This is a genomic window from Dyella solisilvae (assembly GCF_003351225.1).
Taxonomy (GTDB): domain Bacteria; phylum Pseudomonadota; class Gammaproteobacteria; order Xanthomonadales; family Rhodanobacteraceae; genus Dyella; species Dyella solisilvae.
Map to the genome: position 1 here is coordinate 151714 of NZ_QQSY01000005.1, position 12801 is coordinate 164514.

A 12801-nucleotide genomic window follows, 5' to 3' on the forward strand; every position below is an offset into this window, starting at 1 on the left:
ACCCGCAATCTGAATGTAGGCGACGGGGCAGCATACACAAAGGAAAGGTCAATTCACGCCGTCGGACTTCATCCAATCGCGATGTTCGGTTTTGCTAGCCTATGCCCGCCCGTGCCCTGGCCCGCAGTGGGCGCCGGATCGGGAGCGTTGTGAAATTCACTCAAGGATGCGCGCGAACTTTTCCCTGAAACCTGCAAGGAGAGTCCCCATGAACATGGGCAAGCGTTTGGGAGCGGAATTCTTCGGTACGTTTTGGCTGGTCTTTGGCGGCTGCGGCAGCGCCATCTTCGCCGCGGCCTTCCCCGAGCTGGGTATCGGTTTTGCAGGCGTGGCGCTCGCCTTCGGTCTCACGGTGGTGACCATGGCCTATGCCGTCGGCCACATTTCCGGTGGCCACTTCAATCCTGCCGTCACCCTCGGCTTGTGCGCAGGTGGTCGTTTCGCAGCCAAGGACGTGGTGCCCTATATTATCTCGCAGGTGATCGGCGGCCTGGCGGCCGGCGCCGTGCTGTACCTGATCGCCACTGGCAAGGAGGGGTTCGACGCCAGCGCGCGATTCGCAGCCAACGGTTACGGCGAACATTCGCCGGGCGGCTACTCACTGATGGCCTGCATCGTGGCCGAGTTCGTGCTGACGGCGTTCTTCCTGATTGTGATTCACGGCGCCACCGACAAGCGGGCGCCCGCCGGCTTTGGCCCTCTCGCCATTGGCCTTGCCCTGACCCTGATCCACCTGATCAGCATTCCGATTACGGCGACCTCGGTGAATCCAGCGCGCAGCACCGGCGTGGCGGTGTTCCAGGGCAGCTGGGCGATCCAGCAGCTATGGATGTTCTGGCTGGTACCGCTGATTGGCGGCGCGGTGGGAGGGTTGATCTACAAGCATTTGCTGGAGACGCGCGACTAGCGCGTCGAGTCCGCACCGTCATTCTGGTGAATGCCGAGGAAGGGCCGGCGCCGACAATCGGCGCCTTACGCAGTCAACACAAGGCGCTGGATTCCGGCTTTCGCCGGAATGACGGGATTGAAGACCGAGGAGACCGGCCATGCTGGACGCGTCACGTATCCTCACCGTCATCCCGGCGAAGGCCGGGATCCAGTGCCTTAGACCTCTGCCGTAGGCGCTTCATCCAGATAAACCCAGCAACCGCCGCAAAGACGCAAAGATCACCAGCGCCACTCAGCCCTGCGATTCGTACAACTCGATCGGCAAGTCATCCGGATCGGCGAAGAAAGTAAAGCGACGCCCGGTGTATTCATCCACGCGCACCGGCTCGCACGTGACGCCCCGTTGCGCGAGCGTGGCGATCGCGACGTCAATATCAGGCACGGCAAACGCCAGGTGGCGCAGACCCTGCGCCTCGGGTCGTGACGGACGCGGCGGTGGCGATGGAAACGAAAACAACTCCAGGCTCACCCCGGGGCTCACTTCCAGGTCGAGCTTCCACGAGTCGCGCTCGGCCCGGTACACCTCGCGAATGATGCGCAGGCCCAGCGTCTGGCTGTAGAACGCCTTCGATCGCGCGTAATCCGAACAGATCAGGGCGACATGGTGGATCGCCGCCAACAACGGCCGAGCCATGCGCTCAGGCCTCGGAGAACGGAAAGGTCAGCACGTCGGCGATCGCGTCGGTGCCCACCAGGCACATCAGCAGGCGCTCGATGCCCAGCGCCACGCCGGCGCAGTCGGGCATACCGGCCAACACCTCGAGCAGCCGCTCGTCGATCGGTACCTCACGCTGCCCACGTGCAGCACGCACGGTGTTGTCGCGCTCAAAGCGTCGGCGCTGTTCGGCCGCATCGTTGAGTTCGTGGTAGCCATTGGCCAACTCGTAACGCCCGAGGTAAAGCTCGAAACGTTCGGCGATCGGCGGATCACCATCGCGGACCTTGGCCAGCGCGCACTGCGACGCCGGATAGTCGTGGATGACGGTGATGCGGTGGCTGGGAAACGTCGGCTGCAGGCGATGCGTGATCAGCAGGTCCAGCCAATCATCGCGAGTCAAGCCCGCCGGATCGATGCCGAACTCCTCCAGCGGCGCGCGCAGTTCGTCGATCGGCGCATGCGCAGGATCAATGCCCAGCTCATCAATGAATAGCTGCCGGTACCCTTCCACCCACACTTCGGCCCGCCGGCCCACCATGGCCAACGCCGCCTCCACCAGGGCGATGGTTTCTTCCATCAGCTGGTGATGGTCCCAGCCGACGCGGTACCACTCCAGCATGCTGAACTCAGGATTGTGCCGCCCGCCTGCCTCGCCGTTGCGGAACACCCGGCCAAGTTCGTAACAGTCGCCCACGCCCTGTGCCAACAGGCGCTTCAATGGGTATTCCGGCGACGTGCGCATCCAGCGCTCGCGCGAACCGGCATCGACGTGCCCGCTGAAGGTGGTGCTGAAACTCTCGATATTGGGTTCGGTATTGCCGGCGGCGGACAGGATCGGCGTTTCCACTTCCAGCACGGCGCGCTCGGCGAAGAAGGTTCGGATCAACGCATAAAGGCGCGCGCGCAGGTGCAGGCGTCCGGCGAGGTGCAGGTTCATGCCCCGCCCTCATGCCGGGCCAGCAAGGCGAGCAACTGGGCTTCGTCCCACACCGGCACGCCGAGTTCCTGCGCCTTGTCGAGCTTGGAGCCGGCCGCTTCGCCGGCCACCACGAAGCTGGTCTTCTTCGATACCGAGCCGGCCACCTTGGCGCCCAGCGCTTCGAGCCGCTCTTTCGCTTCATCGCGGCTGAGCGAGGCCAGCGTGCCCGTGAGCACCACCGTCTGTCCGTCCAGCGCCGCCTCCGCGGCCGTCGACGCCTGGGGAATGGCAGCCAGCAGCTCGCGCATGGCCTCATCGGCCTCGCGCAGCGGCTTGAGGTTCTTCTCGTGTGCGAGAAAACCCTCCAGGTTGGTCGAGGCAGCTGATGGCAAACCTGCCGTCACCCAATGCGCCGGCCCGGCGGCGAGCAGCTTGTCGAGCGTGGTGAAACGCTCGGCCAGCAGCTTGGTGCTCTTGGGACCAAGCTTATTGACGCCGGCCATGTCCAGCAGCACCGCCAGGTCGAGCTGCTGGCGCAGCTTGGGCGAAGGATGTGTTTCGTCGGAGAACGTTATGCCCGAGGCCAACAGCGCATCGACGACCTTCTGGTTGCCCTTCTGTGCGAAGAAGCCCGCGATGGAAGCAGCCACTTCGCTGCCCACGTCCGGCAGCACGCGCAGCACCGCGGCCGGCATGCGGCGAATCACCGCCAGGCTGCCCAGCCACGCGGCCAGTGTCTTGGCCGTGCTTTCGCCGATATGCATGATGCCGAGCGCGAACAGGAAGCGGGGCAAGGTGGTCTGCTTGCTGGCCTCGATCGCCTCGATCAGGTTCTCCGCCCACTTGGTGGCGACCTTGCCCTGCTTGACCGTCTCCGGCGTGGTGCCGTCGCGCTCGTCTGCGCGGCGCTTCATCTCCAGGAAGTCGTCGAGCGTGAGCTTGTACAGGTCGGCCGGCGTGTGCACGTAACCAAAGTCCACCAGCGCATCGACAAAGCGCTCGCCGATGCCCTCGATGTCCATCGCGCGGCGCGCGGCGAAGTGGATCAACGCCTCCTTGCGCTGCGCTGCGCAGATCAAACCTCCCGAGCAGCGCCATGCAGCCTCGCCTTCCTCGCGCAACAACGCCGAGCCGCACACGGGACAGTGCGATGGCATGTGCCAGGGATGGGTATGGGCCGGGCGCTGTTCCGGAATCACGCGAACCACTTCGGGAATCACGTCGCCAGCTCGGCGCACGATCACCGTGTCACCGACTCGCACGTCCAGCCGCGCCACCTGGTCGGCGTTGTGCAGCGTCGCATTCGTGACGGTGACGCCGGCCACCTGCACCGGCGCCAGTCGCGCCACCGGCGTGGCCGCGCCGGTGCGGCCGATCTGGATCTCGATCGCCTCCACCGTGGTGGTCTGTTCCTGCGCCGGGAACTTGTGCGCGATGGCCCAGCGCGGCGCCCGCGAGACGAAGCCCATCACGCGCTGGCCCTCATAGTCGTCCAGCTTGTAAACGACGCCATCGATGTCGTAAGGCAGGCGGTCGCGCTTTTCGCCGATGCGGTGGTAATAGGCGATCAGCCCGTCCAGGCCGCGCGCGGTGTCCACCTCGGGCGACACCGGGAAGCCCCACTCGCGCAGTTGCGCCAGGGTCTTCGAATGCGTCAACGGCAGTTCACCGCCCCGCACCTCGCCCACCGCGTAGGCGAAGAAGCTCAGCTTGCGCTTCGCGGTGATCGAGGGATCGAGCTGGCGTAGCGAGCCGGCGGCGCCGTTGCGCGGATTGGCCAGGGTCTTCTCGCCATGGATGCGGGCGCGCTCGTTGAACGCCTCGAAATCCTTGCGCAGCATGATCACCTCACCGCGAACCTCCAGCACGCGCGGCCAACCCTCGCCGCGCAGGTGCAGCGGAATGGCACGCACCGTGCGCAGATTGGCGGTGACATCCTCACCGGTTTCGCCGTCGCCTCGCGTCGCGCCCTGCACGAAAACGCCATCCTCGTAGCGCAGGCTGATCGCCAGGCCGTCGAGCTTCGGTTCCACGGAAAATACCGGGGTGCGGCGGTCCAGCGTCTGCTCGATACGCCGCTCGAACTCGGCCACCTCGCGGAATCGCTCGCGGTCGGTATCGCCCTCCTGCTCGAAGGCGTTGTTGAGCGACAGCATGGGAATGGCGTGCCGCACTTCGGCGAAACCGCCCTTGGCCTTGGCGCCCACGCGTCGGGTGGGCGAATCGGGGGTAGCCAGCTCGGGATGCGCCTGCTCCAGCGCCTCCAGCTCACGGAGCATCAGGTCGTAGTCGAGATCGGTGATCTCCGGCTCGTCGAGCACGTAGTAGCAATGATTGGCGCGTTCGATCTTCTCGCGCAGTTCGGCGGCGCGGGTGCGCGCGTCGGGAGCGTGACTCTGGCTCATGCGGGGGTCCTCATGAGCGGGAGTTTAACGGTTCAGCCACGGTTTTCGATCCTGTAAGGGTCCAGCAAGCACGGCGGCGTACGGTCCAACAAGTCGATTCCCGTCGATTCGCACGCGAGAGGACGGGCCCATGCGTACTCGACTATCCGTGGTGTTGACGCTTTCCCTTGCCTGCAGCCCCGCCTGGGCCGGCAGCGGCATCCTCGGCATGGATCACCTGGTGCCCTATGACGACAGCGGCATCTGGAAGCGCAGCAACCAGGAAATCCTGATCTACGGCACCATCGTCACCGTGGCCGGAGGCGCCCTCTGGCTGGGCGACAACGACCGGCTGGGCGATACGTTCTGGCGCTCGGTGGATTCGATGGTGGTCACTGCCGTTGGCACGCAGGCGCTCAAGTGGACCTTCCAGCGCGAGCGCCCCTCCGAAACCGACAACCCCAACAAGTGGTTTCAGGGCTTGCACGCGCAGAGTTTTCCCAGCGGTGAGGTGGCCGCCGTCACTGCGGCGGTCACGCCGTTCATGGCCACCTACGGCAGTGAGCATCCGGCGGTGTACCTTTTGGCCCTGTTGCCCGCCTACGATGCGGTAGCCCGCGTGAAGGTCCATGCCCACTGGCAGAGCGACGTGGTGTTCGGCGCCGCCATCGGCGCCGGCGTCGGCATCTGGGCTACCCACCGCGATTCGCCGTGGATCATTTCCCTGTTGCCGGGCGGCTTCAAGGTGGGCTGGGTCCATCATTTCGACTGATCCCCGCCATCAGGGCCTGCTCGAACTGTCGACGTGGCGTGAAGCATCGGCGCCGCGACAAGCGCCTTGGCCATCCAGGCGGCCGTCCGTGAGGTGACACTTCCGTTACAATTTCCTGCGATCCGTCGCGTGTTGCAGACGGACACAGGGGGAAACAAGCGGGTGCGACTTCGAAAATGGGTAGGTTGGGCCCTGTTCGCGGCAAGCGGCACGGCATGGGCAGGCGGGGGTCCTTTCGGCATCGACCACAAGGTGCCTTACGACAACAGCGGCATCTGGAAGCGCAGCACGCAGAACTTCGTCTTCTACGGCACAGGGCTCGCCATTGGTGGCGGCGCGCTGTGGCTGGGTGACGAGAATCGGCTGGGGGACACGTTCTGGCGCGCGGCCGACGCCATGGTGATGTCGGGCATCACCACGCAGACCATGAAGTGGGTGTTTCAGCGCGAGCGTCCGTCGCAGACCGACGATCCGAACAAGTTCTTCCAGGGCTGGGGAGCGCACAGTTTCCCAAGCAACGAGGTGGGCGCCATCTCCGCGGCGGTCACGCCGTTCATCGCCACCTACGGCAAGGAGCAGCCTTCGGTGTATCTGCTGGCCTTGCTGCCGGCCTACGACGCCGTGGCGCGCGTGAAGACGCATGGACACTGGCAGAGTGATGTGCTGGTCGGCGCCGCCGTCGGTACCGGCATGGGCCTGTGGGCCGTCCATCGCTCCTCGCCGTGGACGATCAGCCTGCTGCCCGACGGCTTCCGGCTGGGTTACTCGCACTACTTCGACTGAGCATGACCTGCGTTACGGCAGGTGTGCGCACCCGCCGTAACGCCATCAGCATCAACGATGCAGATCGCCCGAAGCTTCGGGCTGGTACTCGATCTCCAGCACGCGCAGCATGCGCTGCCGGCCATCCGGAGTGGGCCACGCGATCTTCTGCCCGACCCTGAGGCCCAACAAGGCGCTGCCTACCGGCGCCAGGATAGAAACCGTGCCCGGCACGCCGGCGCCCGAGGGATAGACCAGGCTCAGGGTCAATTCGTCGCTGCTGTCCTCGTCCTGGAACGTGACCACCGAGTTCATGGTGACCACGTCAGCGGGCACCTGGGCAGGCTCAACCACCTCGGCGCGGTCCAGCTCCGCGCGCAGCGCGTCGTACTCAACCGCCTGCGCGGGCGGCATGCGCTCCAGCAGCGCTTCGATGCGCTCCAGGTCGAGTCGCGAAATGACGATGGATGGTTGACTGCTCATGCTGACTCCTGTCTGCCGGATGCGTGTCGCATCCGTCTTCTGATGACCATGAAACAAAAAGACGACGCGCCGGAACGAAACCGTTCCGGCGCGCCTGGCTACTGCCCGATCGTTGTCGATGCAGGCCTGTCGCGTCCGCGCGTCAGCCAGCCATGTGGCGGTTGACGCCCTGCGCACACACAAACCCGAAAGATGAAACCGTACTGACTTTGGACGCGCCCCTGTCCAAAAGCAAGCTGTCGTAGCAGGTATCATAAGCGGCCATGCCCGAGAATCCCGCTGCCACGGAGGCCAACCTCCCCGTCCCGCCTGCTGACGGATCGGCGCCTGCACCCACGCCCGTGTCATCACGCGAGCGCTACCGCGGACTGATCTGGCTGGTGGCCGCGGCGTTCTTCATGCAGGCGCTCGATTCCACCATCGTCAACACGGCGGTGCCCGCGATGGCCGAGGCGCTGCACGTCACACCGCTCGGCATGCGCACCGCACTGACCAGCTACGTGCTGACGCTCGCCATCTTCATTCCCGCCAGCCCCTGGCTGTGCGACCGCTTCGGCACGCTGCGCATCTTTGGCGCGGCGATCGCCACCTTCACCATCGGCTCGCTGTTGTGCGGCATTGCACAGACGCTGCCGCAGCTGGTGGCCGCACGCGTGTTGCAGGGCCTTGGTGGCGCGGCGCTGATGCCGGTGGGCCGCTATGTGCTGGTTCGCAGCATCGACAAGCGGGACTTTGTGAGGGCGATGAGCACGGTAGCCACCGTGGGCCTGCTCGGCTCGGTGCTTGGCCCGCTGCTGGGCGGCGCCCTCGCCCAGTACACCTCGTGGCGACTGATCTTCCTCATCAACGTGCCGGTGGGCGTGGTCGGCATGTGGATGAACCGCCAGAGCATGCCGGATTACCGACTGGACAAGGCGCATCCGTTCGACATCATCGGCTTCCTGCTGTTCGCCGCGTCGTCGGCGATGTTGTTGACCGCGTCGGAAGTGGCCAGCGGCGGCGGTGGGAAGTGGGTGTGGATCGCCATCTACGGCGCGCTGGCCGTGGTGTTCGGCGCTGTCTATGTGTGGCACAGCCGGCACACCGACCACCCCGTGGCCGACCTCAGCCTGCTGCGCATACGCAGCGTGTGGGTGTCGCTGGCCGGCAACCTGTTCACCCGCCTCGGCGTATCCGGCATGTTCCTGCTGCTGGTGTTGTTCCTGCAGGTCGGCTGCGGCTGGTCGCCGCTGATGGCGGGCATGATGATGGTGCCGCAGGCGCTGGGATCGATCACCGCCAAGTGGGGCATCAACCGCCTCTTGAACCTTTTCGGTTACCGCCGGTTGCTGTTCACCAACACCTTGATCGTGGCCGTCCTGCTGGCTTCGTTCGCCCTGCTCGGCAAGGGCTCGCCGATGTGGCTGATCGCGCTGATGGTCTACGTCTATGGCTGGTTCATGGGCATGCAGTACACCGCCATGAACACGCTGATCTACAACGACCTGGACGTGTCGTACGCCTCGCAGGCGTCCTCGATGGCGTCCACCGCGCAATACCTGTCGATGAGTTTCGGTATTGCGCTGGCCTCGCTGCTGATGGAGGCACTGCTGCAAGGCCACGCCCACGAGGATTACATCCCTGCATTCCGCTGGACCGTACTGCTGCTCGGCGTGGTGACTGCCACGGCGAGCTGGGTGTTCAGTCGACTGGACGCCGACGCGTCGCCGCGCAGCAAGACTGCATCGGGCTGAGCAACGCGGGCCATCGCGAGCATGTAGCATGCGTGGCATCGCTCCACCACCATGCGCTCCCATGCACCACGCCAGTGACATTCTGCTTACGCTGTTCATCGTCTTCGTCGCCGCGCAGATCGGCAGCGAGATCGCGCAGCGCCTAAAGCTGCCGGGCGTGGTCGGCGAGATCGCCGCGGGCTGCGTGGTCGGCCCGTCCGCGCTCGGCTGGATCACCCCTGAGCAGATCGCCTCCGGCACCCCGCTGGACGTGTTGTCCGAGGTCGGCGTGGTGTTGCTGCTTTTCTCGGTCGGTCTCGAAACGCGTCTGGAAGACCTCAAGAAGGTCGGTCGCATCGCTTTCGTGGTGGGCGTGCTTGGCGTACTGGTGCCGTTCGCCATGGGTAGCGTGTGGGCTCACGGCAACGGCTTCGACTGGAGCCGGTCGCTGTTCATCGCGGCCGCCTTTGTGGCGACGTCCGCCGGCATCACGGCGCGCGTGCTGCAGGAGCTGGGCGCTCTGCAGCGCATCGAAAGCAAGGTCATCCTCGGCGCCGCGGTCATCGACGATATCCTCGCCATGCTGCTGCTCGGCGTGGTGGTGTCGGTGCAAGGCGGCGAAGGCATTGACGTGGTGCACCTGCTCGCGGTGCTCGCCGGCGCGGTTGGCTTTATCGCGGTGATCGGCGTGGGTGGCGCCCGGGTCATGCGCTGGAACTCCAGCTGGCTCGACAAGCCCCGAAACCCGCATTCGGCGCTGGCCATCGTGCTGGCGCTGTGCCTCGGGCTGGCTTATGTTTCCACCCTGTTTGGCCTGGCCGCAATCATCGGCGCCTTCCTCGCCGGCATGATCGCGTCCGAGACACGTCAGCAGCACACGCTGGAAAGGCAGATGCAGCCGCTGCTGTCGCTGCTCACGCCCTTCTTCTTCGTCATCACCGGCAGCAAGATCGACCTGCACCAGCTCGCCAACCTGCAGGCCGAACTCATGCTGCTCGTTGTCACCCTGATCGCCATCGCATCCAAGCTGATCGGCGGCTTCTTCGGCGCGCTGTCGTTGCGCGCACGCAGCGCCACCATCGTCGGCTTCGGCATGGTGCCCCGCGGCGAAGTCGGCGTGGTGATCGCCAGTCTCGGCCTGAGCGCTGGCGTGTTCACCGACCAGATCTACGCCATCATCGTGGCTATGTCCCTGCTCACCGCAATGGTGACGCCGCCGGTGCTGGCGTGGCTGCTACGTCGCAGCAGCGCGTCGGATGGAGTCGCCCAACCACCTGAAGTGCGCTGAGCAAGACACTGCCCGGCAGCAGTGCGCCTTTTGCGAGGAAGACCTTCAAACGCCTTATGGGGTTAGTCTTCGTCCCTGCGCTCATCGCGGCGCATCTCGCGAAACGCCACAAGCGCCGCATCGCGACTTCCAGCCAGATCCACCATGGGCGCCGGGTAACCACTGCTCCGGAGCAACGCCGGGTCGTTCCACGGTTCATGCAGCAATGGCAGCGGCGCTTGGGCCAGCTCGGGTAGCCAGCGACGCAAGTAATGTCCTTCCGGATCAAACTTTCGCGCCTGGGTCACCGGATTGAATACGCGAAAATACGGCGCCGCATCGGCGCCACAGCCTGCCACCCACTGCCAGCCCAGTGAATTGTTGGCGAGATCGGCATCGACCAGCGTGTCCCAGAACCACCGCGCGCCATGAAGCCAGTGCTGCCGGAGGTTCTTGCACAGGAAGCTGGCCACGATCATGCGCACGCGATTGTGCATCCATCCCGTATGCCAGAGCTCGCGCATGCCTGCATCCACCAGGGGCACGCCCGTACGTCCGCGCTGCCACCGCTCCTGTAGCGCCTCACTGTCGGCGCTCCAAGCAAAGCCGTCGAACCGCGAGTTGTAGTTGACCGTCGGCGTCTGTGGAAAGTGGTAGAGCAAGTGATGGGCAAATTCGCGCCAGCCCAGCTCCCGAAGGAACGGTTCGAGGTCTGGGCGACGTCGTGCATCGGTGGCCGCTGCTCGATCCGCCAGCCGACGATGGATCTGGCGCGGGGATATCTCGCCAAAATGCAGATGCGGTGAAAGTCGGGAGGTGCCATGACGCGCAGGCAGGTCGCGCGCGTTGGCGTAGTCGCCCACGGCATCATCGGCAAAGATGTCCAGCCATTCCCCTGCCCCCTGCTCTCCGGGCTTCCAACTGCTGGCGAGGCCGGCATCCCAGCGCAAGTCGGGCAAGAGGCCGAGCGCTTCAAGCGGCAGTCCGCCCGCCACCGGAACACCACGCATCACCGTCGGCGCAGGCAGGAACTTGGGCTTGCCAAGCTGCTCGCGCAATGCACGCCAGTAAGGCGTGAACACGCGGTAGGGCCCGCACTCTCGCGTCTCGATCTGCCAGGGTTCGCGCCATAGCGCCGCATTGAAGCTGTGCACTTCCACGCCTTCGTTGCGCAACGCCGACTTCACTCCCGCATCGCGAGCGATGGCTGCCGGCTCGTACAAACGGTTCCAGTAAGCCGAGGTCGCGCCGCACTCGCGGATGAGCTCCTGCAGCACGGCAAGGCTGTCGCCCAACCGCAGGTGCAGGGCGACGCCCATGCGTTGAAGCTCCGCCTGCAGGGACGCGAGCGAATGGTGCAGCCACCAGCGACTGGCTGCGCCTGGCGCCCAGCCGCCCTCTTCATGCGGCGCGTGGATGTATAGCGCCAGGATGCGATCGTGGGTGGCGCACGCGGCGGCCAGCGCCGGGTTGTCGGCCAGGCGAAGATCGCGGCGGAACCAGACGATGGCGGTACGCATCGTCGGAGCATAAGCAAAACGGGGCTCCAAAGGAGCCCCGCTGTTCAACGATGGTGGAGCCGCTTGCGGCGCTCCCGGGTCACGCGTGGATCAAAGTTCGACCACGTCGAAGCGACGATCGGAGCCGACGTCCGCTTCGTAGTTGACGTCTTCGCGGGCGAAGCCGAACAGGCGCAGGAAGTCGCGCTTGTAGCCGGCGTAGTCCGTGAGCTCGAAGAGGGTCTCGGTGGTCACGACAGGCCACAACGCCTTGCACTCGCTCTGCACGTCTTCGCGCAGCTCCCAGTCGTCCAGGCGCACGCGGCCTTCGTCGTCGAGTTCCACCGGCTGGTGGTCCTTCCGGTACAGGCGGTCGCGGAACAGGCGGTTGATCTGCTCGATGGTGCCCTCGTGAATGCCCTTTTCCTTCATGACGCGGAAGGAAATGGAGATATAGAGCGGCAGCACGGGGATGGCCGCGCTCGCCTGCGTCACTACCGACTTCATCACGCCCACGTAGGCGTCGAGGTGCTCGGCCTTGTGCTCGGCGATCAGCTGCTTGGCGGTATTGTCCAGATGGTGCTTGGCCTGGCCCAGCGTGCCGTGCCAGTACATCGGCCAGGTGATTTCCGTGCCGATATAGCTATAGGCGACGGTCTTGGCATGGTCGGCCAGCACGCCGGCCTTGCTCAGCGCGTCGATCCAGAGCTTCCAGTCCTCGCCGCCCATCACGGTGACGGTGTCCTTGATCTCCTGCTCGTTCGCCGGTTCCACCGACGCCTGCACGACCGTGTCGCGGTTGGTGTCGACCGAGTTTGCAGTGAAGGTCTGGCCGATGGTCTTGAGCGAGGAGCGCACCACTTCGCCGGTGTCCGGCAGCTTGCGCACAGGCGAGGCCAGCGAGTAGACGACAAGGTCGATCTGGCCGCCCATCTCGTTCTTGATCATCTCGATCGCACGCTCACGCGTCTCGTTGGAGAACGCGTCGCCGTTGATCGAGCGGCTGTACAAACCAGCTTCCTTGGCGAACTTGTCGAACGCGGCCGAGTTGTACCAGCCGGCCGTGCCGGTCTTGGTCTCGCTGCTGGGCTTCTCGAAGAACACGCCCAGCGTCGCCGCGCCGTAACCGAACGCCGCCGTGATGCGCGAAGCCAGGCCGTAACCGGTGGAGGCGCCGATCACCAGCACGCGCTTGGGGCCCGGACCCAGGTCGCCCTGCGCCTTGGTGATGTTGATCTGCTCCAGCACGTTGAGTTCGCAGCCGACCGGGTGGGCCGACACGCAGATGAAACCACGCACCTTGGGATTGATGATCACGCGATGACTCCTGGGGATGACGCAAACCCGTATGGTAACCCGGGGTCGGGGCCATGCGCTACCGTAGGGACCGGGCGCCG

At 65.3% G+C, this 12801-nt stretch carries 11 protein-coding genes; 5 read left to right on the top strand and 6 right to left on the bottom strand.

Features of this window, described 5'->3' with window-relative positions:
* Positions 1–208 precede the first annotated feature (208 nt).
* Entirely contained in the window at positions 209–907 is a 699-nt protein-coding gene (aqpZ, locus tag DVT68_RS16855) for an aquaporin Z (RefSeq protein ID WP_199536110.1), read from the top strand.
* Positions 908–1180: 273 nt separating this feature from the next.
* On the opposite strand, the gene gloA2 is transcribed toward aqpZ, so the two are convergent.
* From gloA2 to ligA, 3 genes are read right to left on the bottom strand one after another with little or no spacing between them, the layout of a single operon-like run.
* Complete coding sequence (gene gloA2, locus DVT68_RS16860; protein WP_114826265.1) at positions 1181–1582, bottom strand: SMU1112c/YaeR family gloxylase I-like metalloprotein; 402 nt, start codon at positions 1580–1582, stop codon at positions 1181–1183.
* A 4-nt stretch (positions 1583–1586) separates the two neighbouring features.
* Positions 1587–2543 carry an EF-P lysine aminoacylase EpmA gene (gene epmA, locus DVT68_RS16865; RefSeq protein ID WP_114826266.1) on the bottom strand — a complete coding sequence of 319 codons (957 nt, stop codon included), beginning with the start codon at positions 2541–2543 and terminating at the stop codon, positions 1587–1589.
* Positions 2540–4930, bottom strand: coding sequence for an NAD-dependent DNA ligase LigA (gene ligA, locus DVT68_RS16870; RefSeq protein ID WP_114826267.1), 2391 nt, complete (start codon positions 4928–4930; stop codon positions 2540–2542). The genes epmA and ligA overlap by 4 nt, the downstream gene beginning before the upstream one ends.
* 130 nt (positions 4931–5060) lie before the next feature.
* Here ligA and DVT68_RS16875 point away from each other — a divergent pair, with 130 nt between their 5' ends.
* Both DVT68_RS16875 and DVT68_RS16880 read left to right on the top strand, forming a co-directional pair.
* Positions 5061–5681, top strand: coding sequence for a phosphatase PAP2 family protein (locus DVT68_RS16875; RefSeq protein ID WP_114826268.1), 621 nt, complete (start codon positions 5061–5063; stop codon positions 5679–5681).
* A gap of 162 nt (positions 5682–5843) precedes the next feature.
* The gene (locus tag DVT68_RS16880; protein WP_233523530.1) at positions 5844–6464 is read left to right on the top strand and encodes a phosphatase PAP2 family protein; all 621 of its coding nucleotides are present in this window, start codon (positions 5844–5846) and stop codon (positions 6462–6464) included.
* A 51-nt stretch (positions 6465–6515) separates the two neighbouring features.
* Here DVT68_RS16880 and rnk read toward each other — a convergent pair whose 3' ends face one another.
* The gene (gene rnk / locus DVT68_RS16885) at positions 6516–6926 is read right to left on the bottom strand and encodes a nucleoside diphosphate kinase regulator (RefSeq protein WP_114826269.1); all 411 of its coding nucleotides are present in this window, start codon (positions 6924–6926) and stop codon (positions 6516–6518) included.
* Positions 6927–7189: 263 nt separating this feature from the next.
* Here rnk and DVT68_RS16890 point away from each other — a divergent pair, with 263 nt between their 5' ends.
* Together DVT68_RS16890 and DVT68_RS16895 are read left to right on the top strand one after the other, a co-directional pair.
* Entirely contained in the window at positions 7190–8659 is a 1470-nt protein-coding gene (locus DVT68_RS16890) for an MFS transporter (protein ID WP_114826270.1), read from the top strand.
* Positions 8660–8720: 61 nt separating this feature from the next.
* Positions 8721–9926 (top strand): cation:proton antiporter, encoded by a 1206-nt coding sequence (locus tag DVT68_RS16895; RefSeq protein ID WP_114826271.1) that lies wholly within the window; start codon positions 8721–8723, stop codon positions 9924–9926.
* Between the two features lie 62 nt (positions 9927–9988).
* On the opposite strand, the gene DVT68_RS16900 is transcribed toward DVT68_RS16895, so the two are convergent.
* Together DVT68_RS16900 and fabV are read right to left on the bottom strand one after the other, a co-directional pair.
* A complete protein-coding gene (locus DVT68_RS16900; protein WP_114826272.1) occupies positions 9989–11425 on the bottom strand; it encodes a cryptochrome/photolyase family protein in 1437 nt (478 codons plus the stop codon).
* Between the two features lie 90 nt (positions 11426–11515).
* On the bottom strand, positions 11516–12721 hold the full coding sequence (gene fabV, locus DVT68_RS16905; protein WP_114826274.1) for an enoyl-ACP reductase FabV: 1206 nt from the start codon (positions 12719–12721) through the stop codon (positions 11516–11518).
* Positions 12722–12801 lie beyond the last annotated feature (80 nt).

What these genes read in the sequence shown, in the direction of transcription:
- DVT68_RS16890 (WP_114826270.1), top strand. Translation starts at nt 7,190, where the DNA reads ATGCCCGAGAATCCCGCTGCCACGGAGGCCAACCTCCCCGTCCCGCCT.
- DVT68_RS16895 (WP_114826271.1), top strand. Translation starts at nt 8,721, where the DNA reads ATGCACCACGCCAGTGACATTCTGCTTACGCTGTTCATCGTCTTCGTC.
- aqpZ (WP_199536110.1), top strand. Translation starts at nt 209, where the DNA reads ATGAACATGGGCAAGCGTTTGGGAGCGGAATTCTTCGGTACGTTTTGG.
- DVT68_RS16900 (WP_114826272.1), bottom strand. Translation starts at nt 11,425, where the DNA reads ATGCGTACCGCCATCGTCTGGTTCCGCCGCGATCTTCGCCTGGCCGAC.
- DVT68_RS16875 (WP_114826268.1), top strand. Translation starts at nt 5,061, where the DNA reads ATGCGTACTCGACTATCCGTGGTGTTGACGCTTTCCCTTGCCTGCAGC.
- rnk (WP_114826269.1), bottom strand. Translation starts at nt 6,926, where the DNA reads ATGAGCAGTCAACCATCCATCGTCATTTCGCGACTCGACCTGGAGCGC.
- ligA (WP_114826267.1), bottom strand. Translation starts at nt 4,930, where the DNA reads ATGAGCCAGAGTCACGCTCCCGACGCGCGCACCCGCGCCGCCGAACTG.
- epmA (WP_114826266.1), bottom strand. Translation starts at nt 2,543, where the DNA reads ATGAACCTGCACCTCGCCGGACGCCTGCACCTGCGCGCGCGCCTTTAT.
- gloA2 (WP_114826265.1), bottom strand. Translation starts at nt 1,582, where the DNA reads ATGGCTCGGCCGTTGTTGGCGGCGATCCACCATGTCGCCCTGATCTGT.